This is a genomic window from Mucilaginibacter metallidurans (assembly GCF_003286435.2).
Classification (GTDB): Bacteria; Bacteroidota; Bacteroidia; order Sphingobacteriales; family Sphingobacteriaceae; genus Mucilaginibacter; species Mucilaginibacter gossypii.
On record NZ_CP043449.1, the window covers coordinates 3,586,065 to 3,611,344 of the forward strand.

The following is a 25,280-nucleotide window of genomic DNA, read 5'->3' on the forward strand; positions in this document are numbered from 1 at the left end:
ATTTCCAATTGTTTTAATAAAACCTATAAATCAATTGTCCCCATGTCATTGCGAGCGATAGCGTGGCAATCGCACGGACGCAGGGCCGCCCTGTATAGCAATGCGATTGCTTCGTCGTCCCTCCTCAATGACATAAGTTTATTTCCGTTATTTGTTTACGCTTTTGGCGCAAGTCTTGTGTGCAGGGTGGTGCAGAGCTGACTTGTGGCCCCGATCGCCCATTTCCATTCCATCCTTCAAAAGCTTAAGTTAAAACGATGTAATACGCTTACATTCATAAAACACAAACCTGCCCTAATAAGTTATCTACATAACCATAAGCTTCAGGCTTATTTTACTTAAATTTATAGCAACCAATTATAATATATGAATAAAGTAGTTAGTGGTGCCGATGAGGCCATCCGCGACATTTCCGATGGCATGACCCTCATGCTGGGCGGCTTTGGATTATGCGGATTGCCAGAAAATTGTATTGCCGCCCTGGTAAAAAAGGGGGTTAAGCAGCTCACCTGTATCTCCAATAATGCGGGGGTTGATGACTTTGGTATCGGCTTGATGCTGAAGCAGCGCCAGGTAAAAAAAATGATCTCATCGTACGTGGGTGAAAACGCCGAATTTGAACGCCAGTTACTAAGCGGCGAGCTTGAAGTAGAACTGATACCACAAGGTACGCTGGCCACCCGCTGTATGGCCGCCGGTTACGGCATGCCCGCCATATTCACCCCCGCAGGTATTGGCACCGAAGTGGCCGAAGGCAAGGAAGTGCGCAACTTTAACGGTAAAGATTATTTAATGGAAATGGCCTTTAATGCCGACTTCGCCATTGTAAAGGCATGGAAAGGCGATACAATGGGCAACCTGGTATATCGCTCTACCGCGCGCAATTTTAACCCGGTAATGGCTATGGCGGGTAAGGTAACCATTGCCGAAGTAGAAGAACTGGTACAACCCGGCGAACTTGATCCGGATCATATCCATACCCCGGGTATTTATGTACACAGGATTTTTAAAGGAAGTAACTATGAAAAGCGTATAGAGCATGCGACAGTAAGGAGTAAAAACTAAGCTTAAACACCACGTCATTGCGAGGCACGAAGCAATCCCCGATTGGCAAAGCGACTATACAAGTCTCTCTGTATAGCAAGCGATTGCCTCGTTCCTCAATGACATAATTAATAAAACGCAACATGTCATTGCGAGCGTAGCGTGGCAATCGCACAGAGGCATAGCCGCCCTGTATAGCATGCGATTGCTTCGTACCTCGCAATGACATGATTTAATAAAGAAAATCATGTTAGACAAACAAGGCATCGCAAAGCGAATTGCAAAAGAAATAAAAGACGGTTACTACGTTAACCTTGGCATTGGCATCCCTACGCTGGTAGCCAATTACATACCGGATACCATGGACGTAGTATTACAGTCCGAAAATGGTTTATTGGGGATGGGACCTTTCCCTTTTGAAGGGGAGGAAGACCCGGATACCATTAATGCAGGCAAACAAACCATCACCATGCTGCCTGGGTCGGCCATATTTGATTCGGCCATGAGTTTTGGGATGATAAGGGCTAAAAAGGTAAACCTTACCATCCTTGGCGCTATGGAAGTATCCGAAAACGGGGATATAGCCAACTGGAAAATCCCCGGTAAAATGGTTAAAGGTATGGGCGGCGCTATGGATCTTGTAGCATCGGCCGAAAATATCATTGTAGCCATGCAGCATGTAAACAAAGCTGGTGAATCAAAGTTGCTGCCCCAATGTACCCTTCCTCTCACCGGCGTACACTGCGTTAAAAAAATCGTGACGGAGCTGGGTGTATTTGACGTTTTGCCCGAAGGTGGTTTCAGGCTTATTGAAAGGGCTCCGGGAGTAAGTGTTGAAGAAATAAAACAAGCTACGGCAGGGAAGCTTATTGTTGAGGGGGAAGTGCCGGAGATAATTCTGTAGTCACGTCATTGAGTAACCATCAAGGAAACCCTGAAAAACACCGCGATGACGTATAAAATATATCTTAGCGATGGTGTGTCGGGCGCGTTAGCGATAGCAGCGGATACCGGCCTTGTGGCTAATGCCCGTGCAGTATGAGCGTATAGCGCGGGCCACAGGCAACGCCCATATCACAAAACAGGCCCCAAAAACCAACTTGATAATCAATTATTTACGATGACGTCATCATAAGGCACGAAGACAACCGACCGTAGGGAGCTCATTAATACCTATAAAAATCAAATTACAATTATTAATAATTCTCAATAAGCAAGTCCGCTCTGTATAGCTCGCGATTGCTTCGTTCCTCGCAATGACGATTTAGTAAAAAGCTATAGCATCCCTCAAAGAAACTCCTATCTTTAAAACATGGATTTCATATTTGGCATTGCTGGAATGATGGGCATGGCAATTGCCGCACTGCTGTATTTTATACCCGCTATAATAGCCCGCGAAAAAGCCGATTTCAAATTGATTTTCCTGTTAAACCTGTTTCTGGGCTGGACTATTATCGGCTGGATCTGGGCGCTTATCTGGTCGTTTGAAAAGGAAAAAGCGCCTTTAGATTATTATAAAGCCGGTTATCCCGGTTACACCACCGAAAAAGCGTTGAGGCTGCATGAACTATACAAACAATTTGATGCCGGGGTTATTACCAAAGCCGATTACGAAAAAGCACTGAAAGAGATTTTAGGCGACCTGTCTTAAAATAAACGTCCCCTCAAATCAGCCGAAATCTCTTCTGTTATCACCATAATATCCTCGGCAACGTGGGTGTTATTAGTGATCACGCGATCGCATTCATCTTTGTAGGGCAGCAGGTATTCTTTGTAGGCCGGCACCACGTGGTTGATCCATTTGTACATCACATCATCATGCGAGTAGCCGCGTTCTATCAGATCGCGTTTAAGGCGGCGCTGCAGGGCAACATCTTCATCGGCATCAATAAAAACTTTAAGATCAAGCAGCTCCGATATATCTTTAAAATGCAGGATAAACAAGCCCTCCACTATCAAAATAGGTGCAGGCTTGATCTCTATCATTTTGGGGATAGCATCGGGGTTATTGAAAGTGTATTCCTGTTTTAGGATAGCTTCCTTATTTAAAAGCTTGCTGATATCCTGCTGAAAATGTTCATGATCAATAGTTGAAGGAAGATCAAAGTTATATTCTTTGTTCTCCTCCTTGGTCATGTTATGTGCTACCGGGATGTAATAATCATCCTGCGATACGAGGCTCACCTCGTCGGCAGTAAAATGTTCTAAAAAGCACTTTAAAAAAAAGGTTTTGCCTGAGCCGCTTCCGCCGGCAATTCCAATAATATAAGGTTTATTCATTCGGGCTGCCGTAGCTGATATTTACCTGGAAACGTTTATCTAAAGCACCTAAAGCATCGGCAGTGTTTTTGGTCATGATGATCAAAACATTTTTGTTTGTTTCGTTATCGGTAAAACGGCCAACAACCTTTGCAAAGGTGGTATGATTATTCATTGGGTTGGTAATTTTAATAATGGTGCCTATTGGTGCTGTACGGTGCAGCACCAACTCCTTTTTAGGATCTAAACCGGCGTCATCCATCCAGGTAGCTACGCCTTTTTCAACTTTCTCGTATAAACCAAAACGGTTAGCTTTGCCATGATCGCCGGTGGTGTCCTGCTGCGCAGCCACCGAAGTTGAATCGCGCTGCATTACAGGCTGTTTTGCTTCTTCGGGGGGTAAACCGGTACGCACATTAATAACCTGGTTAGGAGTTACAGAATCAGAACTTAGTTTATTAAGTGCTTTGATATCCTCAACAGATGTATTAAAACGCTTGGCGATAGAAAACAAGGTTTCGCCCGCCGATACTTTGTATTGCTGCACATTAAGCATGCTTACTTTTTTAACGGTATCGGCAGCAGCCTGTTGTGGTTTGCTTGCAGCAGGCTGCGTTACAGGGGCAGGCGAACTAACCGGAGCCTGTACCTGAGGTTTATTTTGCTGAACCGGAGCCTGGATAACCGGTTTTTGTTGTGCGGGTGCAGGATTTGTTGCTGCTTGTTTTGCAGGTGCAGTTACTGCCGGTTGCGCGGCAGCTTCGCCCGAAAACGGCAATTCGGTAGGTACTTTTACAATACCGCCAATTTTAAGCGGGGCGTTATTATTAAACTGTATAATAGCTTTAGGGCTGATGTTGTAGCGACGGCCTATAGAATAGTAATTATCTTTGGGATCAAGCTTGTGAACGATCACTTTTTTGCCGTTCAGGTTTTCAACACCAATTGAGTCAACAACAGGGTTTGCAAAAAGCGATATGGAGAGTGTGAGTAAGGGAGCGACCAATAATAAAATCTTAAATTTCATAATAAATTATAATACAGTAATTTACAAGTTCAACACTATTAAGCCCGATCTGTTTTTTAAATAGATGAGCTGATTATTATGTAGTACAAACGCCTCGGGTTGCATTTTTTGTATAGCGTTATGTAACAAATCGTGATACAAAAGGGTACCCTCCTCGTTAAATACAAACAAGTGCTGTTCAAGATGCTCCTGCAAAAGCGTGTGCAAAGATACAATTCTGAATCTATTGTCGCTGATATAATGAACCGCATTTGCATATATGCTGAGCGGTAAATATAAACTATTTACTTCCGCAGCAGGCAACAATTCAGGGTTAATGACCTGATTATTCAGCGGTTGATCTGGCACCGGCTCATATCCTCTTAGCACATTGCCGGTTTTAACATCAAGTAAAAATAATTTCTTTGGTTGTAGCTGGGCATTGTAAACTACAGGACCATTTACCGACAGATGATCAAAAGCCAAAGTAAAATTGCTCCATAATGCCTTGCCTGTTGTAGCTTCAATAGCTGTCAAGCCCTTATGTACCGGCCCTGTGGCCGATTGGTAATTATGCAGCAATAATACGCCACCATAAGCAGCTTCAATACCGGTAAGCCAGCGCTCGGGGGTAGTTAAGCCTTCAAAATAAACCTCACCGTTTTGCAGGTTAAGGGCCGAAAAACTAACCTGCTTATCGGCATGGTCCCTGATCTCGAGGAACAGCGTTTGGCTGCTTTCGTCAATTTCCATACGCCAAACCGGGGACTGGTAAGTTTTACTGATGAAGGGTAAAAGCGAAGTCATAGAGAATGCAAATATGCTCATTAAAATTAAAACTGTTTACCTTTGCCAAACATTGCCCCGCAAAGGCATGTTACACTTAAAACATCACTATTATTTATGGACGCAAAAGAAATAAGCCTCGAAGAAGTTAAAGTAAAACCGGTAGTTGACCACCTGAACGACCTGTTGGCTAATTACCATATCCACTACCAAAAACTGCGCGGCTGCCACTGGAACGTTAAAGGCACAAGCTTTTTTACACTGCACCTGAAATTTGAAGAGCTGTACACTGCCGCGCTGGTTACCATTGATGAGCTTGCCGAAAGGATCCTGAGCCTTGGCAAACCTCCTATCAGCACGTTTAAAGATTATATTGAAACATCAAGCATCAAAGAGATCCAGACCATCGGCTTAAAGGACACCCTGATGGTGAAAGCTATTATTGACGATTTGGCTGCGCTGATAAAAATGGAACGCGAGATATTGACCATCACCGCCGATGCCGGAGACGATGGCACTAACGACATGATCAACCGCTTCATGCAATTCAACGAAAAAAATACCTGGATGCTGCGTTCATTCGTGAACGAGGACTAACCCGCAGATAATCCTACTGTAAAAAAGCCATATCCGGATTGTCCCGGATGTGGCTTTTTTTAAAACGGGGTTTACACCGGTTTGCATATTTCGTATATTTGCAAGAAACAAAATGCTATCACTTTAAGTGGCAGATGTTCTGTAATTTTCCTATGGTGTAATGGTAGCACGTCAGATTCTGGCTCTGAAGATTGAGGTTCGAGCCCTTGTAGGAAAACTTGTTTTGGAAAGCTCTTAGCGCATTGCTAAGGGCTTTTTTTTGCGTTTAAAGGCTAAAAATGCGTCTTTTAAAAAACTTTCAAAATCCAAATTACTTGCCCCTGTTAAGTTGAGCAGCTTTTTTGTTGAATTTATCGAAAATGTTTTTTATCACCATTCAAAACTTTTAAATCGTGGGTCAGTTACCCGATCGGCCGCATCGGTAACCTGAACGTTTGAAAAAATCGTCCACTGCTACCGGGTTTGCGTAATCTAATTCGATGATTTCCTTTAGCGCTGCTTTTTTATCTTTTGCCTGGTCATAATATGCCTGGCATATCCGGTAACCGATAAAGTAGCCCAGGTCGGGCGCGGGCAACGCCGGGTTTTGGCCGGTACTCACCCAGTTATCATTGTTTTGCGTATACATTTCCCGTTGGAAAGAGTTCCACACTTCCTTTTCATGCACGGGACCGTAAGCCATATAAGGTGTTTTCATTGGGATGCCTGTTACCAGTTTGGCCACAAAATCGCAGGCCCCCTCCCGGATAGCCGAAGTCAGTACATTGATATGCTGAAAATCCGGACGCTTTTGCTGTGTGTGGGTATACTCGTGGATTCCCATGCGTACCAACTGATCGCCTGTCATCTCAGGATCGTTCAACACGACTTCCACCCCGATGATCGACAAACTGCCGCGGACCGTGCCACCCTGCTGCCGTAAACCAACAATAAAATACGACTGAGCGGGCTTCAGTTCGGGATATAGCTTTTGAAAGCGGGCGATCCGTCTTTCCAGTTTGCGTACGGCAGCATTGATCATGAATTGCTTTCTTTGCAGGGTATCCCAAAAGCCGGGATTGCCCTTAAGCAACGCCAGCCATTTACGGTCCAGGCCGTCTTTATTACGCATGAACGCCTTCAGGCCATCACTGGCGCTGCTGATATACAGGTGGTTAACCGCGGCAAGTTGCCGGGCCGTATCAGGGCTGGCTGATACGCTATCGCGCATAGTCCAAAAATTCTTCCAGTCTGTTTGAGAGATATGCTGTGCCCGGCAAAGCACCGGGGCCAACAAAATCAGGAACATAATTTTCTTCATCATTAAGCTGCTTTAGTTCATTCTCCGGGGTATTTAGCAGGCAAGTAAACTGAAAAATAGTAAATAACTTACTCCGTTCGTAGACTTTTGGCCGGGTTGGCGATCGCTGCCCTGACAGATTGAAAGCTGATAGTAATCAGGGCGATCAGTATAACCAATACACTACCGGATACAAACAACCAGCAGTTGAGTATAATTCGGTAAGGGTAATGTTGCAGCCACTGGCTGGCCGCGATCCAGGCAAACGGAACGGATATAGCGAGCGCGATAACGACCAGCTTAAAAAAATCCGCTGAGAGGATTACCACCACGTTGCCTGCTGAAGCTCCAAGCACTTTGCGTATGCCGATCTCTTTAACCCGCTTCTCAACGGCCAATACAGATAAGCCGAACAAGCCTATACAGGAAATAAAGATAGTAAGTGCGGCACTGAATAAAATAATCGCTTTCCACCTGGCTTCGGCCGCATAACTTTGCCTATTCTGGTCCTGTTTAAAGTTGTAAACGAAAGGACTGAGCGGGAACAATTCTTTAAATATCCGGCCGATGAACCGGAGGCTCGCGGTCTCTGTGCCGGGCTTGATTTTAATGTACATCATACCGAAGCTGTTTGCCGGATTCATGGTGAAAAGCTGCGGGCCTGTTTTTTCAGTCAAAGGCTGATAATGGTAGTCCTTAACCACACCTACGACGGTGTAGGTCTCATTACCAAAGGTATTGATTTGCTGCCCAACGGGGTGCTTCCAACCGGCTTCTTTGGCAAACGCCTCATTGATCAAGACTGATTTTAGCTGATCCGACGGATAGGCAGCTGAAAAATTCCTTCCGGCAATAACGGGTACACGAAGGAGCGGTAAATAATCAGCATCTATTGTTTCAACAGCGATGTTAATCTGCTGATCACCATTTATTTTTACTGTATTGTTATTATAACCGCCATTTTTAGGGGCAGCTTCCACAATATTGGGGTTCTCCATCAATTTCTTTTTTATCAAAGCCGCTTCACTTCGGGTCAATGAAAATTGGTCAACCGTAATCAAATTACGATCATCATAACCCAGGCTTTGTGTAGTCAGGTAATTGAACTGTAAAAAAATGGTGATCGCGCCGATGATTAAAAAAGAAGCCAGCGTGAACTGAAAGACAACCAAGGCCTTTTGTAAATAACTTTTCCCGGCCAGGTTAAAACGACTGTACAAGGTTTTGACCGGCTGGTAACCGGACAAGATGATAGCGGGATAAAACCCGGCCAGTAAACCGGTGAGCAAAAAAAGCGCGATATAGCAGCTCACCAGTTTTGCATTAAGCAAATAAGTAAGCGACAGCACTTTATTGGCTAACCCGCCAAATACCGGTAATATCGTTATAACGATCCCCAGCGCGACGGTGAAAGCGATCAAACAAAGCAGAAAAGACTCGCTTAAAAATTGCAGCCGTAATTGCTGTCTGGTGCCGCCGATCACTTTACGGATACCGATCTCTTTTGCCCGCTTTACCGAACGTGCTATTGTCAGGTTAACAAAATTGATACAGGCGATCAGCAGCACAAAAAGAGCAATAGCCGAAAGAATATACGCAAATTCAGGGTTACTTTTATCGCGGAGTATTTCGTTTTCGCCCGGCACCATCTTACCCAGATGAATACCAGTAAGCGGCTCCAGCAAATAAGCTATACCGATATTTTTTACGTGATATTTATTTTTTATCTCCCCAATGGCTTTGCCGGCATCTGATACAAATACCTGGTTCATTTTTGCTTCAACAGCTTTAATATCCGCACCGGGAGATAGCACGACAAAAGTGCTGAGAAATGAGTTAAACCAATTAGCATTATTATTTTCGGCTGCAGCAGAAACATGCAGCGGTCGCAGTACCTGAAATTTGAGGGATGAATTTTGCGGGCAATTCCTGGCAATCCCTGTGATCATGCAGGGTCTAAATACACTGTCGTCCTTGATGGAGATAATGTGGCCAACAGCGTTTGAATGCCCAAAATACTTTTTCGCCATTTCTTCGGTAATTACCGCGGAATTGGGTTGGGTTAATACGGAACGTGCATCACCACTAAGTAAAGGAAAACTGAATACCGAAAAAAAGTTAGCATCGACAAAACAGACACCCTGCGAATTGACATCTGTGCCGATTTTAATATCTGCCTGCGCCGGTTGAAAGCGGACAAAGCTTTGTATTTCGGGGATCTTTGCAGCAAAACGCGGGCCCGGGAAATAACCGGTATAACTGCCGTTGGAGACACTGTTATCATCTTTGGTCGTTTGCTTATCAATCCGGTAGATCTGACTGGCATTTTGGTGAAAGCGGTCGTAGCTTACTTCGTCCTGAACATACAGTATGATCAGCATGGCGCAGGCCAGCCCCATACTTAAACCGGCGATATTGATGATGGAGTACAACTTTTGCTGCCGGAGGTTTCTGAATGCGGTTTTAAAATAATTGCGGAACATACGATTACGGTTTAATTTTTCGGAGACCTGGTTTGGCCGACTTTCCGAACGCAATATTACCAGCCTCCTATGCGGCAGAATGGCCAATTTATCAAATGGCCATTCTTTTTTCAGGTTGTTCTTGTATTCCACAGGGGTCTTTCCGGTCATTTCTTTAAAAACCCGGTTGAAAGTTCTTTGGGAATTGAACCCGGACCCGAAGGCAATGCCGAGCAGGGTCAGGTGGTTATAGCTGCTATCCTGCATTTTCCGGACCACTTCGCGTACCCGGAACTCATTGATAAAATCATTAAAATTCTTTTTCATCCCCATGTTAAGGATCCGGGACAAGTCATGCGGATGTATCGCCAGTTTCAGCGCCAGGGTAGCCAGGGTCAGTTCGGCATCTTCATAAAGGCGGCCGGCGGCTACCGCTTCTTTAAGTTTACGGCTTTTACTTCTGGCATCCGGCATGTCCGGCGTTATTGGTTGTGGTTGCACCGATCCAAGGGGTTTCAGTATTGCACCGGCCGCCATCCCGAACAATGCCAAAGCTGCGGCAAAACCGAAGATAGGGTAAAATGACCAGAGCAGGCAGAGTACAGCCAGCAGGAAAATCCACTGTTCCAACCGCCGAAAAGTAAGCCGGGGCCGGTCCATCAGCACCGGCTGTATCCGGTCATAGAAAATACTGATCAAACGATGTGACAAATAGAGGTAGCCAATGGCCGAAATTAATACCAGCCATGCCGGCATCCAAAATGCAGGCAGCAAGAGGCTGAAGTGCAGCAGATCTATTAGTTTGAACCGTTGGCCGGGACAGGTTTGCTGCCGCACATAAAAATACAACAGCGGCCCCAGGGCCGGAAAAAGAACCGGCGTAAGTCCGCTGGTCTTCAATACGACTGTAACTAACGCAGAGCTTAAAAATAAATTACTGCTACGGTCAGTGCTTTTGGCTGCCAACAGCAAAGCAAGCGTAAGCCCGGTAAACAAGGTTCCAAGGGATGCCAGATCGTAAAAGGTCATATAATAGGAATATGATTCACGTGCTCAATTAGCTCAATCGTCATTCCAAATCAATAACTAGCTAACAAATAAATAGTTATAAAAACTTCCCCATATTCATTTGTAATAAAACCGCACAGGCAGCGTACGTTTTTAATAAAATAACGTAGCCCTACATAGCCTGAGATAACCGGGAAAACCTATTAAAGGGCTCAGCATTTGCTGCCCAATTGTTAAAACAAGGCGCCCGGCGTACAGATAACCAAAGAACAATTTCTGCAACTCTTGCGGGACAGGATCTTGGTTGTACCCACCTAAAAACGAAGGCCTTTAGAGGGTATCTAAAGGCCTTTCAACCTGTTGGTTTCAGTCAAGTGGGTAATATCAGAGTCGGACCGATAACCTCTTGCATGCCAGCGTTTCGGCTAAACGAATATGTTCACGTAGCTGGCATCCTGGCATTTGCCTTTTCTAATCAGGTATTTTCAACTAATAACGTTTCTGATGAAAGCGTTTGGATTATCTACTGCATTTTTTAAGTATCAGTTTAACTTGATGCTCTCACTGATTCGCCGATCGCCGGTGCCACCTACGTATTTGTAATTTAGTCTAAAAGTTTTTGTAACCGGATCATACATACATACACCATTATTTTGGATAGTTTGGTTAGCGGCTTCAGGAGCCGATTTAACAGTTACCGAATTATCGGCGTTTACCGTTAAATACATGTAGTAATTACTTCCACTAAGGTCTGCTGCTTCTGAACGTACAGTTGTGCCGTTAATGGTTGTTAAAGTTTTAGTTCTGTTAGTCCATGATCTGTTTATTGAAGGATCAGGAAAAGCAATAGAACCATTTGCTGTATAGTTGCCTTCATACTGACTTTTTATCCCAATAATATAGTATACTGTTTTATAGTAATTGATAGCCTGGCCCTGCGCATCTGTAATAGATAGGGGCAACATATAATTAGTACTAAGCGAAAGGCCCGAGGTAATCAGGTTGATATTATGATTGGCCGATAAAAGTCCGGCCCCGATAGTTACGGTTGAAGCTGGCACATTATAAGCGCTTGATGGCAAAGGTACAAAGGTGGCGTATTGTGCGCTGTTACGATCAGGCAGATCAGTACCGTTTTTTACCGCCTCGGTACTATCGGCAACAAATTGGGCTCTGTGTGCCGCGTTAAGACTGGTAACGGCATTCATATCAACCTGAAGGGTAACTGTTAAGGCCTTTGTAAGCGGTTTTACTGCAGACAGTAACACAGTAGTGGATAAGGACTGCGGCTGCGCGCTGATGCTTTCAGATATTTTATACTTAAAACCGCCATTATCAAACGATGCGGGGCCTGCATGCGCCGCTATAGGCAATTCAACCGAAGTTGGCATCTTCCGGTAATCGTAATTATCGTCGTTTTTTGAGCATGAACTGATTAATACTACCAGGGCCATCAGTACCGGGTAATATTTCACTAAGGTCTTTTTCATTGTTTAATTGAGTTAATGATTAATGTTTTTTAAATGTCTTTACAACCAGGCAGCGGTCTTTTCTAAAAAAAATGGCCAGCGGTCTATCAGCATTTTCACTGTTAAACTTATTTGTATTTAACCTGCGGAAAATCGTGCTGCGCTTTAATAAACTGCGCTTCCCATTCATCACTCCATCCAAAGGCTACAGATGCCTGCGTCTTGAGGTTTACACCGGCGGCACCGCTCCAAAAATGTATAAACTCGCCCCAGTTCAGGTCCCTGGTGTACTCTTTATTTTTTTGCGGGAAATAATCGGCAAGCAAACCAAAATATTTATTCAATACCGCTGCTTCGCCATAGTTATGATAAATTGGGTAGAACCAGTTTTTAAACCACTGCGATTGGGGGCGGGGGAAATCATCATACTGGGTTTGCATTTGTTTATAAACCCTGCCGGCTTCATCTTCCCTGCCAATATGTTTCAGTACATCATAGTTAAAAATTTCCATAAACTTGCTATCACCCCATAAAGCATCCGATGGCGAGCCTTTTACCCCATGGCTGGCACCGCTAACAATGTGCCCTACCTCATGAACAGGCATCCCAATTTGCTGCCCTTCAGAGCCTGTCCAGTCATCAAGCCCGCAATCAATGGTATTGTGATGATCATGACTGGCATCAAAGTACGATGCAGGGTGCCCGCCGCCCAGCTTATTGTTAACCACACGGTGCAACACCACGTACAGGCGGGGATCAGTACCGAATGCTCCGTATGTTTTTTTTACATAAGCCCAAACAGCCGACATGGTTTTATAAGGCCATGTTACTGAAGGGTACATGTTATCATCATAATAAAAAACCACGTTAGCATCGGCATAAGTGCGCGAAACTATAAGGTCGTGCTCAAACCAATGCTCTTTCCAGTTTTTGGCAGGGCTTTTCAGCGTGTCGCCGGGGCTGAACTGAGTTGCCGAACTGATTAAAATATGTGTAAGGAAAAACACCACCAGTAATGATGCATATTTGATAAATTTCATAACAATGTGCTAACATCCTGCGCTACGGCGCTTTTGCACGGCAACCAGGATTTGTTTATTTAAAACAGGATGATTTGCTTTTTATACCGGCAAAAGCCAATTTCAAATGGCCTTTACCGGTATGCTTTTTTCAATGAGTTTACCAACCGGTATTTTGCACCAATAGTTTATCACTATTAATATCATTTTGCGGCAATGGATAGAAGTAGTGTTTTTTAGAAAAAACACGATTTTCAAACGACACCACTTTATAAAAATCGGGCAGGTCGGCACTGATATTTAATCCGTAGGTTGGCCCGCTTTCCGTAGTTTCGGCAATTTTCCAGCGCCTTACGTCAAAAAAGCGGTTGTTTTCAAATGCCAGTTCTACCTGCCGCTCCTTCCTGATGGCCAGGCGCATGGCTTCCTGCCCTACCGGTGCAGGGACACCTTTGCCATATTCGGGGATGCCGGCGCGGTTACGGATCAGGTTAATATAGGTCAGCACATCGGCGTTGCCCGGATTGCTTTCATTTAACGCTTCTGCATAGTTGAGGTAAATTTCGGCAAGCCTTAACATTACCCATGAGCGGCTGCCTTGTGTCCTATCGCTTGGTGGCATATTTTTTCGCACCACGTATCCGGTAGGGCAATAATCATTACCACCGGTGTTGCGGCCCGAGTTACCGGTATTCCAGAGTTGTGTAATCACATTGCCTGAGTTTTTATTAAGCCACTCGCTGCCGTTATAGGTAATGCCTACATAAAACCGAGGTTCGCGCCCTACCCATTGATTGTAGGTACTTCTTGACTGATCATCATAAGGTGCCTTAAAATCTGAGAAGCCAGTTTTTTGATAGCCAGATGCGGCATCATCAATAGCGCGTCCATTGGCCATAAAATAAGCATCAACCATACCCTGGGTAGCGCCCAGACCTCCGGCCCCCCTGTCTTCGTCAGCTGCACCCTGATGGTATGGGGTTGTTTCATACTGCCGGTTCGTAACGCCTGCGCCAATATTGGCGTATATAACTTCTTTGTTCCAATCTTTTAACAATACGTCACGGCATGATAGATACGGGCTGTAATTGCCGCTTGGGTCATTTACACGATAAAGATCATATACCGCCGGAACAAACTGGTCAATGAAGTCCTTAGCGGCATCTGCAGCAAGCTTCCATTTATTTGCATCGGGCTGCTGAGTGATCAGTTGTTTGCCATCGGCATTTTTCATAGGGGCATAATCGGTATTGCCATTGTAAAGCGGGCTGGCAGCATACAACAACATTTCAGATTTGATGGCCAATGCAAAACCTTTGGTAAAACGTCCATAATTATTATCATTAGAAGGCAATGCAGGAAGGTCTTTGGCCGCCTGATCAAGTTCGGCAGTAACATAACTTACGCACTCATCATATGAATTTCTGGGTAACTGAACATCGTTAAAAGATGCATCCGGAGCGATGGTTTTATCGCCGATAATAACCACAGGCCCATAAATGCGCAAAAGATAAAAGTAATATAAAGCACGCAATGCCCTTGCTTCGGCCTTGTACTGCGTTTTAAGATCGGGCGTAAGGTCTGGCACCTTATCTATATTATCCATAAATACTCCGGCATTCCTGATCCCCTGGTAAAAATAAGTCCAGAAGCCACTAATCAGGCTGCTTGAAGCATCATAAGTACCATTATTGATATTATTGCTGGTTACAAAGCCCCAAACATATTCAGCCTCATCGCTGCCACCCGTCCACTGGCCTACGGTATTCCCGAAACCGGCAAAACGCTGCGAAGCCTCATCGGGCATATTAGAGTATATATTTGCCAAAAATTTCAATGCCGTATTACGGTTATTGAACGTTTGATCAAGGGTTAACCTATCATCCGGAACCTGGTCCAGATATCCCTTTTTACAGGAAAAGTTCATGCTTACCAAGGATAGTAAGAAAGACATTATTAATATTTTTTTCATACCTGAATTTTAAATACAGTTAGTATTAATTGAACTGCGCGCTAAGGCCTAGCGACAACGTTTTAGTATTAGGATAAGACGTTCCATTGCCTGTATTAAGCTCTGGATCCCATAATTTAAACTTACTGAAGGTGAACAGGTTATACCCCATTACATATACCCTTGCTCCTTTTAAACCCAGGTTATTAAACAAACCTTTAGGCAGCGTATACCCAACATCCAATGTTTTAAGCCTTACAAACTGAACGTTTTTGATCCAGAATGAACTGGTTTGGGTATTGTTGGTGTTCGCGGCATCGCCAAAGGCCAGGCGTGGATAAAACGCGTTGGGATTGGGGTTTTCGGGTGTCCATCGGTCGGTAATATTGGCATAGGCATTGCTTACACCGCCATTGGTTGAAAACGGCTGGATAGCATTACCTGAAATATACCTGTCAGCCCGGCCGGTACCCTGAAAAAAAGCGCCCACGCTGAAATTCAGGTACGATACCGTAAAGCCGGCTCCGTAAATTAACGAAGGCACATCGCCGCGGCCAATTTTAGTAACATCATAAGCGTTAATCACACCGTCGTTATTCAAGTCTTTATACTTAATATCGCCGGGCCTTATGCTGCTTTTATCACCGGGTACCGCGCTTTTGTTAACTTCATCCTGGCTGGTAAAAAAACCCTCGGCTATATAACCGTAATTAGCCAGTACATTGTTACCGCGACGGTTCATCCATGGATACGGCGGTATGGGCTGATCGTTTTCTATCACCTTATCCTTGTTATAAGTAACGTTTGCACGGATGCTTAAATTAACCTTGCCAATAGTCATGTTATCCTGCAGGCTGGCATCAATCCCCTTATTATCAACAATACCCAGGTTACCGTAAGGCGAGTTTGCAAGCCCTACAAAACTTGGAACGGCCTGCCTTTGCAATAAAATACCCGTGCGGTGTTCTTTAAACAAATCAACAGTAAGTGAGAGCTTATCATTCAGCGTTCGTATATCAAAGCCGAGATCCTGTTTGTGTGATTTTGCCCAGGTCACGTTTACACCATAATTGGTAATATTGATTCCGCTTACACCCTGTCGGTTAAGACCGAATGTATAACCATCGGCACCATCTGTTAAAAAAGTAAGGTAGTCAAAACGCGGACCGCCGTCATCAGCACCCGCAAAACCATTACTGTAACGGATCTTAAACATGGAGAACGCTGTTTTCAGCGGCTCAAAGAATTTCTCTTCGGACAGAAGCCAGCCCACGCCGAAGGCCGGGAAAAAGCCGTAGCGTTTTTGGGGCGAGAAGTTTTCAGATCCGTTGTAGCCTACGTTAAACTCGGCAAAATACCTGTCTTTATAGGAGTAGGTAACCCTGCCGGCCAGGCCCCTGTAACGGTAAGGAATTGAGTTTGCAAAGGAGCCCCCCGGATAATTGGTTTGATCCTGCTGGTTAAATAATAGCAGGCCACCGACATGGTGATCGCCAAAAGTGCGGTCATAATTCAGCGACGATTCGGTATAGGTTTTATAGTAACCGCCGCTTGCTTCCGAAAAGTTAAGATATGTACTTGTGCCCGAATATGTTTTGATCAGGTTAAGCGATCCGTCGGCGTTATAGGGTGTTGTTGCATCAGGAAAATAGGTATCCAAACGCTTGCTGCGGTTAACGCTATGTGATGTGTTGATATCATAAGCAAACATGGTCGTAAAACTCAGGCCCGGTGTAATAAATTTCAGGTCCTGCGTAAGCCTGGCATTTGAATATAACTGGCTCGAATACGTGGTGCTGTAACCCCGTGTAGTTAAATCAGCATATGGATTTCGCTGATCGCCGTTGGGGTTTACGCCCGGAACAAAACCGCCAGGATACATAATGGGGAAAGCCGTAGGCTGTACGATCATGGCCTGCACAAAAATATCGCTGGCCGAAACTGAAGGATAGTTCCCTTTGCCCACAAAACCCTGTACACCTAAATCAAGTTTGGTGGTTTTTGTAAGCTCAAGGTTTAGATTACTGGTAAAATTGTATCTGTTATAATCAATAGTTGAATTGTATTTGGCCAGCTCATCTGTTTTAAGCAAGCCGGTTTCATCATAATAACTTGCCGAAACGTAGTAACGGGCACTTGGTACCCCGCCGCTGGCATTGATATTAGCGCGCCTGTTGTGGCTGTATTTATTAAAAACGGCATCTATCCAGTTAATATCCGGATACAACAGCGGATCAACCTGGTTTTTGGTGTTTTGGATATAGGTTTGCGTGTATTTGGCAGGCTGATCCCGGGTGGTTAATGACTCATTAACCATATTCATGTAGGTTACGCCATCGGCCATTTTAGGGATACGGGTAAATGAGTTTATACCCTCATAAAAATCGACGTTTATTTTGGGCTTACCGGCTACCCCACGCCTGGTTTGTACAATGATAACACCGTTTGCACCACGAACACCGTAAACCGCAGTGGCCGACGCGTCTTTTAAAATCGTGAAAGATTGAATATCCTCAGGCTCGATATTATTGATAGAGCGCTCAATACCATCAACCAATACCAATGGATAGCTGCTCGTAAAGGTTGATATACCACGAATCCAGATATCGGCACTGCTACGGCCCGGTTCGCCGGAACGTTGTACGCCGATAACGCCGGCAACCTGCCCGGCCAGCAGGGTGGTAACATCCGAAACAGGCTGTTTCAGGTTTTCAATATCAATAGTTGACTGTGCGCCTACAAGGCTTACCTTTTTCTGCGTGCCATAAGCTACTACCGCTACTTCTTTTAGTTCATTATCAGCCGCGGGCTGCATTTGTATATCAATAACCTTTTTGTTCGTAACGGCTACTTCCTGGTTCTTATAGCCAATGAAGCTGTAAACCAAAATTTCGCTATCGGCATTAACCTGGATCTGGTAATTTCCCTTAGCATCGGCTATACCACCCCTATCTGTTCCTTTAACTTTAACGGAAACACCGGGCAGCGCAATGCCTTTTTCATCGGTGACCCTGCCTGTAACAATTCGCTGAAAAAACGTTTTACCAGAATTGGTATTTTTTTTAGCATCATCATAGCGAACAAGGATTTCGCCATCGTCGAGTACGATAAAAGTAAAATCGGTTTTAGCCAGCACCCGTTTAAGTACAACGCCAAGTTCAATATTCACCGCTTTTTCCGATACTTTTTCGGTACTGTTACTTACCGCTCCATTATAAGTAAACTTAACCCCCGATGAGGCGGAGATCTTCTCGAGCGCATCAGAAACCGGACTATTTTTAACGTATACAGTGATCTTTTTTTTCAGGACCTCCTGCCCGTTTGCATCAACGCGAGTCATAGAAAACGCAGTGCTGCATAATAAAAGCATTAATGTGCTCAATTTCATAAAAAGCGTACACTTGCGGCCCCATTGGCAGGGCACATTATTTTTCATATATTCACTAAATAAAATGTTTAAAAAAATTGCAGATACTTTTGGCTCCAACCTTTCAAGTACTGCTTTAACGAATGACATTTTTTGATCTTCAGGCAGGCCTTGCCGGGCCTGCTGAAGATTGTTTTAAAGTAGATAACTTAGCTCAACGGCAACCTCCTTCCTTTCCTTTGATAACATAACCGCCATTTTTACCGGTTACCGTAGCATCCATAATTATTCCTAACTTGTTAAGAAACTGCTCCGGACTTTCGCCCTCTTTAATACGGCCAAAAAAGGTGCAGTTTTTAACAGCGCCTATTACAACGGCGTGAGTATTAAAGTTTCGGTTCAGATCTTCAATTACCTGTTCAAGCGGGGTGTTCTTGTATTCAAATGAGCCCTTATGGCGGCCAATAAGCGCTGCCGAATCCGGGATTGTTTCAATCTGTGGCAGTTTTTTTGATTTATTGTATACTACCTGGAAGTTGGGCTTAAGTACAGCTTGCGCATTTCCGTCAGAAAACATTACCCTACCGCTTATAAGTGCCACGGTAACATCAGGGTGTGACAGGATAGCATCCACATTAAATGATGTACCCAACACCTTTGTAGTTAACTTACCGGTATGCAAAATGAAGGGTTTTGATTTGTCTTTAGCTACCTCAAAAAAAGCTTCTCCTTCTAAAATCACCTCGCGGGTATTTCCTTTAAAGGCAACGGGATATGAAAGCTTTGATTCTGAACTTAAGTAAATTAAAGTACCATCGGTAAGTTCAATTTTTTTATGCTCGCCGCTTTTGGTTGTTACAAGCCGTAGTTGCCCGCCAGAGTGGTATATGTTAAGGTAATAAAACGACATGGCAATACCCAGCAACACGATAGCCGCAGCAACCAGCCTGAATTTAAGTGCTTTAGGTCGGTGCTGTTCACCATCGGCATTATCCATTTTTTGCTTCAGGTTTTTATACATCCTCTCTCTTGCTTCCGCTTCTTCACGCTGATCAAGATAAGGCAATATCAGATCTTCCCCTTCCTTAAGTCTATACCAGGTATGCAACTCGGCCTTTTCGGCTTCGGTAGCCGTGCCGGAAAGATATTTTTTGGCAAGCGACTGCAGGTGTTCGTCTTCCATCTTTGTTTTTTATAACAGGATGTACAACAACTATGAAGTTACCCTTAGTCAAAAAACAAAAACTTTAATATTTATTTAAAATAACTTAATGAGCAAACCTTTGGTAAGACGCGGATAAACAACAAAATTAACTGGGCGATGTTAAATTTTGTGAAGAAATATGGCCAATACCATAAATTCTTTCAAATTGAGGCGGAGCACTTTAAGCGCTTTAGACAGATGTGCTTCAACCGTTTTTTCGGCAATGTTCATTTTTTGCGAGATCTCGCCAACGTTTAGCCCTTCTTCGCGACTTAGTTTATAAACCAGGCGGCATTTTTCGGGCATCTCCTCTACCACGCCGCTTATATATTCCTTCAAAAAGCGGGCATGCACAAGCTCATCCGTCATTTCCACTAAGCTTGCGTTCGGCATGGCCGATAAAATTCTCTGACGGCGGTTATTGGTTGCAATATGTTTAAATATGGAAAATTTTATGGCTGTTGCCAGGTAACTACTTACCGTATCTATTTTTAGTTCATTCCGTCTGTTCCAGATACTCAGAAAAACTTCCTGTACAATTTCTTCGGCTAAAAACCTGTCTTTAGTATGACTATAACCTATCGCAACCAGTTTTCGCCAATACCTGTTGTAGATAGCTGCAAATGCGTCTTCACTACCATTAATCAATAATCGCAACAGTTGTTGATCATCAAGTTTAAGATACATTGACATAGATTCCAGCTAGTTCCCGAATCTATCAATAAAAAAGCACAAGTAGTAACAACACAATTTTTTTATTACGTTTCATGCGTTACTGCCGGTTTCCTTAGCGTGTTTTATACAACCATTAAATTAACCTTACCGGTGTTAATTAAACTACACACCAGTAAACCTCGATCCTTAAAACATACCAGTTCAATCAGGAAATATTAAAAATATCGACCGAGTTGGTAAATGACGCTTAAATCAGCCTGATCACAGGTTTGCAGCCGAAATCGCAACTTATTGTTTTACTGCTTAAATAAGCGCTGCTTTTACTGCTGCGATTTTTTCATCTCTGAGTATAATATCAAAAGTACCGCCGATTTTCCCCTCGGGAAATTCCCCGGTAAATTCCACTTCCAGATGCGCTTCGTTACCGTGGATGTCCAGCTTCATTAACCGGGTCTGAGTTTTATATCCTATAAAATAAGTGGTAAAATAATCCCGGATGCCTTTGTGACCGATAAATTTCCTCCCAACAGAAGGGTCGTCCAGAATTGCATCGGCCCTGTACTTTTCCAGGTATGCATCCGTATCGAAAGCATTGCCCAGTTTAATCCACTCTTCTATAAATAATCTGATATCCATTTACTGGCTTTTTAATTGAACGAGGCCCTGAATTCCAGGGGCGTTACATTGGTTTTTCTTTTAAATATTTTATTGAACGATTGCGGATGCTCAAAACCCAGCTGGTAGGCTATTTCTGCAACTGTTAAATGGGAAACCGAAAGATATTCCTTTGCTTTTTCTATCAGTTTTTCGTGTATATGCTGCTGTGCATTTTGGCCGGTAAGGGAACGCAGCATATCACTTAAATACCGAGGGGAGATATGTAAATGCTGCGCCAGGTATTCTACCGTCAGTAGTCCCTTATCCAATCCCTGTTCTTTTTCAAAATAGTCATTTAATACATCTTCCATCTGCATAAGCATATCATTACTTACCGCCTTGCGGGTAATAAATTGCCTTTTGTAAAAACGGTTGCTGTAATTGAGCAGCACCTCGATGTAAGAGATTAGCAAGTCCTGGCTGAGATCGTCAATAGCTCCGTTTAATTCCTGCTGTATGTTATCCAGAACGCCTAAAATAATCGTCTTTTCTTTATCAGAAAGGTGCAGGGCCTCATTCGTTTCGTAAGAGAAGAATCCATACGACCTGATTTTTTTATCCAGCGGGTAGTTCCTGATAAAGTCCGGGTGGATAAGCAATGAGAAGCCTTCATACTCTTCGTCGTTACTAATAATTGAAAGCAATTGATTGGGGGCGGTAAATACCATACCGCCCTCATCAAAATCGTAATGGCCCTGTCCATAGCCGATGAGCCCTTTTAGCGTTTTCTTAAAAGAAATTTTATAAAAGTTAAAGAGAAAAGAACTGTTCAGCTGCGCTTTATTTACCACCATTTTTGTATTATCCACCAGACTTATTAACGGATGTAATGGCTTGGGTAAGCCCAGCATTCTGTGCAGTGCTGAAATAGAATCTATCCGCAAGGGGTTGTTGGCTTCTTTCCTCATTTGGCTAATTTACTAATTCTCCGAAGACCATTTTGTTCATCTCCTGTACTGCTACCTCAGAACCGATTTCCAAACGCCTTTCATACAACTGCCTGGCAAATGCCCCTACAACATAGCGTAGCTGCTGCTTACCATCTGTAGCAGCTTCATATACCACATCTGCAATCCATTCCACAGGTTCAAAATTGGCAGGATTCATCAGGTTAAACAGCTTTTCCAATCCTTCTTCATAGGCAGGGTGGCGGGCAACATCTAATGGCTCACCCGCGAAGTTAGTTTTGATACCACCCGGCGCAATGGTTTTGATACCGATGTTGTGAAGCCCCAGTTCATAGGACATACCCTCGCTCCAGCCTTCCAGCGCCCATTTTGTTGCGTGATAGATCGAGTCGAGAGGGAAGGTCACCAGGCCGCCGATAGAAGTTGTGGTAATAAACAACCCGCTTTTCTTTTTTCGGAAATAGGGTACAAAAGCCTGCGTAACGCGGATGACACCGAGCAAATTTGTGTTTATCTGCCTTACCACCTGTTCATCTGAAAAAGCTTCCAGCGCGCCAACGAGGCCATAACCGGCGTTATTAAATACCACATCGATATCATGTTGGCCGGTTGCTTCCTTTACGGTACTTTGAATTTGCTCCAAATTGGTAACGTCTAATGGCAGTAGAGTTACATTTTGTAATGCAGTAAGTTCTGTTTCAAGGGCGGGATTGCGCATTGTCGCGATAACGTTCCAGCCTTTACTTTGAAATAATTTGGCAGTGGCTTTACCCAGCCCTGAAGATGCCCCGGTAATAAAAATTGTCTTTCCCATTTTTTGCTTAAATATTACCGTACAAAAATCGGCAGGAGTTATTTGCGATGTGTGGCCGTATTGCAGTTTATAGTAGCCAAAATGACGCGATGCCGCTGTTCCTTGTGGATTTTCTCTTTAAAGGCATACTGTTTACACTTATCCCGGCACAGGAAATGGATTTTATTTCCTGATTTTATATAAAAAGCACTGCGGAAGATACATTATCGAGTAAGTGTTCAGGGAAGGCAGGGGTCTGAATAACAAAACTGATAAAAAATAAAATGATCACGGCCGGTTATCCAACTAATGAAAACGTACTGCCAATGGCGGAGGAGTGAAAATGACTACACTGCCCAGGATGCTTGATCGTTAAACGTTTGCCTGATCGGGTTCAATCCTTGATTCTTTCCTTTGTTCGTATATCGCCAGGTGTTTCTTTGCTAATCCTGATAAGACGGCCTCCTTATCGTTCTTAAGGGCTGCCGTTAACTCTTTTTTTATTTCCGTGTTATTCTCTGACATTCCCCATATCGCCATTTCCATAATAATCGGGATAAGGGCAATGCCTCTTTCTGCAAGGCAATAGGCCACCCTGGCCTTGCCAGGAACGGGGTATTTCATGATGAAACCTTCGGTTTCCAGCATTTTTAAGCGATCTGTTAATACGTTGGTTGCGATACCTTCAGCCGACTGGAAAAACTCGCCAAAAGTATTTTTATTATTAAGCAGTATGTCCCTGACGATCAGTAATGTCCATTTATCTCCGAGAAAGTCCAGGCTAAAACTTATCGGGCAGGCAGAACGTTTCTTTATCTTTTTCATGATATCGTCATAAACTTCACAAGCATTTCACTTGCTGATTACAAGTGCAATTTAAGCATAAAAACCCATTAGTAAGAGAAAACCCACCACCATAAATATTTCCACTTGCAAATAACAAGTAGAAAGATTTATATTTGCACTTGCAAAAAACAACAACAAAAAAAACTAAATCAGATTGCAAATTAAATAAACTCACGATATGAATGATCTCTTAAAATTTACGATTGATGCCCATGGCGGCTTGGATAACTGGAAAAAGTTTGGAAATATTTCTGCACATCTTAAAATTGGGGGCGTTACCTGGGCATTTAAGCAGGTCCCCGGTATTATGGATGACATTAATGTCTTGTTGAGTACTACAAAACAGCATGTGTCGTTCTCTCCTTTTATAAAAGAAGGTTGGCATAATACCTTTGAAACTAACAAAGTCGCCATCATAGATGAGAAGGACGTACTGGTCGATCAATTGTATTTTCCACGAAACAGCTTTAAGGACTATGTAACAGAAACACCCTGGTCAAAACTTCAGGTAACCTATTTCACAGGGTACGCTATGTGGACTTATTTGAACACACCGTTTTGTTTAGCGGAACCCGGATATAAAGTGAAAGAGTTGGAGCCATGGACTGAAAATGGAGAGGTATTAAGACGGCTGCATGTCACTTTCCCGGAAAACATCGCAACACACTGCAGGGAACAGGTATTTTATATCGATCAGTCGGGCCTGTTCAAGAGGCATGACTATAATGTTGAGATTCTCAACAATGCGGCATCTGTTCATTATTTGACAAATTATGCGGAAGTTCAGGGCATCAAATTCCCAACAAGCAGGCATGTTTACAAAAAGAATGAAGATAATACCGCCCTTGTTCCTGCCCCGCTGTTTATCTCTATTGGTTTAAGTAATATAAAATTGTTTTAAGCATCAATATATGCTGCATTATCGGAAAGTCTTCGATGGCTTTATTGTTTCATACTGATTTTAACCGATCTCAATGTATGTTTTCGACACCATACGAAGTAGTACTACTGCCTCTTCGCTTTTTTTCGATCTATATCTTCCAAGCGCGCCGTAGAAAAAATAAAAGGAACATCCATCGCAAGACAGCTTAAGTGGACGAAAAAACCACCTCATAATATCCGCATGAGGTGGTTTACTACAGTTGGATGACCAGGCAGCGAAGGCTTTAAAAAAGAAGTCGCTTGTCGTTGACGCCGGAAAAGACGGCTATGATGATCCGATAGTGAATGTTAATGATGTTGTTTTAAATGGTAGATTGAAAGTAAATATTAAAGGTATTGCTCCATATACCTTTGCAGATACTGCTCCGTTTCGAAAAGGGATGCAAATCAACGAGGCCAGCTATATACGTTTTGGCTATCGGTTTTTTGACCAATACAAAACGGTTTGGGATTTTGACGAAAAGAAAATCTATGTACTGGAGAAATAAAACTCGTTAACCTGCTATTAGTTTTCGAATTGCTGAAGTCGTCTACAAAATCGGGTACCGACACCTATTATAACCTTGTAAATTAATGATTTACAAGGTATTTTATTTCCAACCAGAGATAAAACAAAATACATTTAGTTATTGCAAAAGGATTCGTCTATTGTCGATATGACCGCGTGATAAGCAATAAAGGCCAGATTGGCCTGCCCCTGCATTTCAAACGTTTTGGCCAATCCCCCAATTATTACTTCAACAAATATGGTGTACGCCCGTCCAACGGCAAACCCCCTGGCAGACGGGGAAAAGTATATGGTGATGAACCTGGAGATCAAAAAAGGATGGAAAGCATGGCAAAAAAACGGCGATCACTTCGGGAATCCCTATCTTTCTGAAAAAAAGGATACCGGCAAAAAAAAGCCATCAGCAAGAGCATAGGATCGTGTTCCCGGAAATGATGATCGTCCCAGGCCGACAGGCCAATGAGTTCTATGGCCCGTTTTACGGTTACCGGCGTTAGCTT

At 43.5% G+C, this 25,280-nt stretch carries 22 protein-coding genes; 7 read left to right on the forward strand and 15 right to left on the reverse strand.

All coding sequences use genetic code 11. From position 1 onward, the window contains the following. The first annotated feature begins 366 nt into the window (after positions 1-366). The 3 genes from DIU38_RS15195 (at position 367) to DIU38_RS15205 (ending at position 2,695) form a co-directional block, all read left to right on the forward strand. Entirely contained in the window at positions 367-1,065 is a 699-nt protein-coding gene (locus tag DIU38_RS15195) for a CoA transferase subunit A (RefSeq protein ID WP_112651923.1), read from the forward strand. A gap of 226 nt (positions 1,066-1,291) precedes the next feature. Next, complete coding sequence (locus tag DIU38_RS15200; protein ID WP_112651921.1) at positions 1,292-1,948, forward strand: 3-oxoacid CoA-transferase subunit B; 657 nt, start codon at positions 1,292-1,294, stop codon at positions 1,946-1,948. Between the two features lie 408 nt (positions 1,949-2,356). Continuing rightward, positions 2,357-2,695, forward strand: coding sequence for a superinfection immunity protein (locus DIU38_RS15205; protein ID WP_112651919.1), 339 nt, complete (start codon positions 2,357-2,359; stop codon positions 2,693-2,695). Here the strand turns inward: DIU38_RS15205 and DIU38_RS15210 are convergent. Genes DIU38_RS15210 through DIU38_RS15220 form a run of 3 tightly spaced genes read right to left on the reverse strand, consistent with a single transcriptional unit; the run spans position 2,692 to position 5,137 of the window. Further along, positions 2,692-3,324 (reverse strand): uridine kinase family protein, encoded by a 633-nt coding sequence (locus DIU38_RS15210; protein ID WP_112651917.1) that lies wholly within the window; start codon positions 3,322-3,324, stop codon positions 2,692-2,694. The two genes, DIU38_RS15205 and DIU38_RS15210, sit on opposite strands and share 4 nt — an antisense overlap. Continuing rightward, positions 3,317-4,330, reverse strand: coding sequence for a LysM peptidoglycan-binding domain-containing protein (locus tag DIU38_RS15215; RefSeq protein ID WP_112651915.1), 1,014 nt, complete (start codon positions 4,328-4,330; stop codon positions 3,317-3,319). The genes DIU38_RS15210 and DIU38_RS15215 overlap by 8 nt, the downstream gene beginning before the upstream one ends. A gap of 21 nt (positions 4,331-4,351) precedes the next feature. Continuing rightward, positions 4,352-5,137 (reverse strand): DUF4905 domain-containing protein, encoded by a 786-nt coding sequence (locus DIU38_RS15220; protein WP_112651913.1) that lies wholly within the window; start codon positions 5,135-5,137, stop codon positions 4,352-4,354. A 75-nt stretch (positions 5,138-5,212) separates the two neighbouring features. On the opposite strand from DIU38_RS15220, the gene DIU38_RS15225 reads away from it, so the two are divergent. Beyond that, positions 5,213-5,692: a Dps family protein gene (locus DIU38_RS15225; RefSeq protein ID WP_091163299.1), complete on the forward strand. Its 480-nt coding sequence runs from the start codon at positions 5,213-5,215 to the stop codon at positions 5,690-5,692. Between the two features lie 397 nt (positions 5,693-6,089). Here the strand turns inward: DIU38_RS15225 and DIU38_RS15230 are convergent, their stop codons facing one another. The 12 genes from DIU38_RS15230 to DIU38_RS15285 form a co-directional block, all read right to left on the reverse strand. Further along, a complete protein-coding gene (locus tag DIU38_RS15230; RefSeq protein WP_112651912.1) occupies positions 6,090-6,995 on the reverse strand; it encodes a DUF2268 domain-containing putative Zn-dependent protease in 906 nt (301 codons plus the stop codon). A 65-nt stretch (positions 6,996-7,060) separates the two neighbouring features. Next, complete coding sequence (locus DIU38_RS15235; protein WP_112651911.1) at positions 7,061-10,462, reverse strand: ABC transporter permease; 3,402 nt, start codon at positions 10,460-10,462, stop codon at positions 7,061-7,063. 521 nt (positions 10,463-10,983) lie between these two features. Continuing rightward, the gene (locus DIU38_RS15240; RefSeq protein WP_112651908.1) at positions 10,984-11,931 is read right to left on the reverse strand and encodes a BT_3987 domain-containing protein; all 948 of its coding nucleotides are present in this window, start codon (positions 11,929-11,931) and stop codon (positions 10,984-10,986) included. A 107-nt stretch (positions 11,932-12,038) separates the two neighbouring features. Then, complete coding sequence (locus DIU38_RS15245; protein WP_112651906.1) at positions 12,039-12,950, reverse strand: hypothetical protein; 912 nt, start codon at positions 12,948-12,950, stop codon at positions 12,039-12,041. Positions 12,951-13,089: 139 nt separating this feature from the next. Beyond that, positions 13,090-14,901 carry a RagB/SusD family nutrient uptake outer membrane protein gene (locus tag DIU38_RS15250; protein ID WP_112651899.1) on the reverse strand — a complete coding sequence of 604 codons (1,812 nt, stop codon included), beginning with the start codon at positions 14,899-14,901 and terminating at the stop codon, positions 13,090-13,092. Positions 14,902-14,926: 25 nt separating this feature from the next. Next, positions 14,927-18,220: a SusC/RagA family TonB-linked outer membrane protein gene (locus tag DIU38_RS15255; RefSeq protein ID WP_243770744.1), complete on the reverse strand. Its 3,294-nt coding sequence runs from the start codon at positions 18,218-18,220 to the stop codon at positions 14,927-14,929. Between the two features lie 241 nt (positions 18,221-18,461). Then, positions 18,462-19,430 (reverse strand): FecR family protein, encoded by a 969-nt coding sequence (locus DIU38_RS15260; protein WP_112651895.1) that lies wholly within the window; start codon positions 19,428-19,430, stop codon positions 18,462-18,464. Positions 19,431-19,571: 141 nt separating this feature from the next. After that, positions 19,572-20,138: an RNA polymerase sigma-70 factor gene (locus DIU38_RS15265; RefSeq protein ID WP_223266138.1), complete on the reverse strand. Its 567-nt coding sequence runs from the start codon at positions 20,136-20,138 to the stop codon at positions 19,572-19,574. A 291-nt stretch (positions 20,139-20,429) separates the two neighbouring features. Then, on the reverse strand, positions 20,430-20,762 hold the full coding sequence (locus DIU38_RS15270; RefSeq protein WP_112651893.1) for a Cif family virulence factor: 333 nt from the start codon (positions 20,760-20,762) through the stop codon (positions 20,430-20,432). Between the two features lie 11 nt (positions 20,763-20,773). Next, positions 20,774-21,691 (reverse strand): helix-turn-helix domain-containing protein, encoded by a 918-nt coding sequence (locus DIU38_RS15275; RefSeq protein ID WP_112651891.1) that lies wholly within the window; start codon positions 21,689-21,691, stop codon positions 20,774-20,776. A gap of 4 nt (positions 21,692-21,695) precedes the next feature. Then, positions 21,696-22,505: an SDR family oxidoreductase gene (locus DIU38_RS15280; RefSeq protein ID WP_091163289.1), complete on the reverse strand. Its 810-nt coding sequence runs from the start codon at positions 22,503-22,505 to the stop codon at positions 21,696-21,698. A 351-nt stretch (positions 22,506-22,856) separates the two neighbouring features. Next, positions 22,857-23,309: a winged helix-turn-helix transcriptional regulator gene (locus tag DIU38_RS15285; RefSeq protein WP_112651889.1), complete on the reverse strand. Its 453-nt coding sequence runs from the start codon at positions 23,307-23,309 to the stop codon at positions 22,857-22,859. A 199-nt stretch (positions 23,310-23,508) separates the two neighbouring features. Here DIU38_RS15285 and DIU38_RS15290 point away from each other — a divergent pair, with 199 nt between their 5' ends. The 3 genes from DIU38_RS15290 (at position 23,509) to DIU38_RS33115 (ending at position 25,195) form a co-directional block, all read left to right on the forward strand. Further along, positions 23,509-24,231, forward strand: a complete 723-nt coding sequence (locus DIU38_RS15290) for a hypothetical protein (protein WP_112651887.1) — start codon at positions 23,509-23,511, stop codon at positions 24,229-24,231. A 241-nt stretch (positions 24,232-24,472) separates the two neighbouring features. Further along, positions 24,473-24,760, forward strand: a complete 288-nt coding sequence (locus DIU38_RS15295; protein WP_112651885.1) for a hypothetical protein — start codon at positions 24,473-24,475, stop codon at positions 24,758-24,760. A 258-nt stretch (positions 24,761-25,018) separates the two neighbouring features. Beyond that, entirely contained in the window at positions 25,019-25,195 is a 177-nt protein-coding gene (locus DIU38_RS33115) for a hypothetical protein (RefSeq protein WP_167516192.1), read from the forward strand. Positions 25,196-25,280 lie beyond the last annotated feature (85 nt).

Coding starts and splice junctions, on each gene's coding strand:
- DIU38_RS15195 (WP_112651923.1), top strand. CDS start 367: ATGAATAAAGTAGTTAGTGGTGCCGATGAGGCCATCCGCGACATTTCC.
- DIU38_RS15200 (WP_112651921.1), top strand. CDS start 1,292: ATGTTAGACAAACAAGGCATCGCAAAGCGAATTGCAAAAGAAATAAAA.
- DIU38_RS15205 (WP_112651919.1), top strand. CDS start 2,357: ATGGATTTCATATTTGGCATTGCTGGAATGATGGGCATGGCAATTGCC.
- DIU38_RS15210 (WP_112651917.1), bottom strand. CDS start 3,324: ATGAATAAACCTTATATTATTGGAATTGCCGGCGGAAGCGGCTCAGGC.
- DIU38_RS15215 (WP_112651915.1), bottom strand. CDS start 4,330: ATGAAATTTAAGATTTTATTATTGGTCGCTCCCTTACTCACACTCTCC.
- DIU38_RS15220 (WP_112651913.1), bottom strand. CDS start 5,137: ATGAGCATATTTGCATTCTCTATGACTTCGCTTTTACCCTTCATCAGT.
- DIU38_RS15225 (WP_091163299.1), top strand. CDS start 5,213: ATGGACGCAAAAGAAATAAGCCTCGAAGAAGTTAAAGTAAAACCGGTA.
- DIU38_RS15230 (WP_112651912.1), bottom strand. CDS start 6,995: ATGATGAAGAAAATTATGTTCCTGATTTTGTTGGCCCCGGTGCTTTGC.
- DIU38_RS15235 (WP_112651911.1), bottom strand. CDS start 10,462: ATGACCTTTTACGATCTGGCATCCCTTGGAACCTTGTTTACCGGGCTT.
- DIU38_RS15240 (WP_112651908.1), bottom strand. CDS start 11,931: ATGAAAAAGACCTTAGTGAAATATTACCCGGTACTGATGGCCCTGGTA.
- DIU38_RS15245 (WP_112651906.1), bottom strand. CDS start 12,950: ATGAAATTTATCAAATATGCATCATTACTGGTGGTGTTTTTCCTTACA.
- DIU38_RS15250 (WP_112651899.1), bottom strand. CDS start 14,901: ATGAAAAAAATATTAATAATGTCTTTCTTACTATCCTTGGTAAGCATG.
- DIU38_RS15255 (WP_243770744.1), bottom strand. CDS start 18,220: ATGACTCGCGTTGATGCAAACGGGCAGGAGGTCCTGAAAAAAAAGATC.
- DIU38_RS15260 (WP_112651895.1), bottom strand. CDS start 19,430: ATGGAAGACGAACACCTGCAGTCGCTTGCCAAAAAATATCTTTCCGGC.
- DIU38_RS15265 (WP_223266138.1), bottom strand. CDS start 20,138: ATGTATCTTAAACTTGATGATCAACAACTGTTGCGATTATTGATTAAT.
- DIU38_RS15270 (WP_112651893.1), bottom strand. CDS start 20,762: ATGGATATCAGATTATTTATAGAAGAGTGGATTAAACTGGGCAATGCT.
- DIU38_RS15275 (WP_112651891.1), bottom strand. CDS start 21,691: ATGAGGAAAGAAGCCAACAACCCCTTGCGGATAGATTCTATTTCAGCA.
- DIU38_RS15280 (WP_091163289.1), bottom strand. CDS start 22,505: ATGGGAAAGACAATTTTTATTACCGGGGCATCTTCAGGGCTGGGTAAA.
- DIU38_RS15285 (WP_112651889.1), bottom strand. CDS start 23,309: ATGAAAAAGATAAAGAAACGTTCTGCCTGCCCGATAAGTTTTAGCCTG.
- DIU38_RS15290 (WP_112651887.1), top strand. CDS start 23,509: ATGAATGATCTCTTAAAATTTACGATTGATGCCCATGGCGGCTTGGAT.
- DIU38_RS33115 (WP_167516192.1), top strand. CDS start 25,019: ATGGTGTACGCCCGTCCAACGGCAAACCCCCTGGCAGACGGGGAAAAG.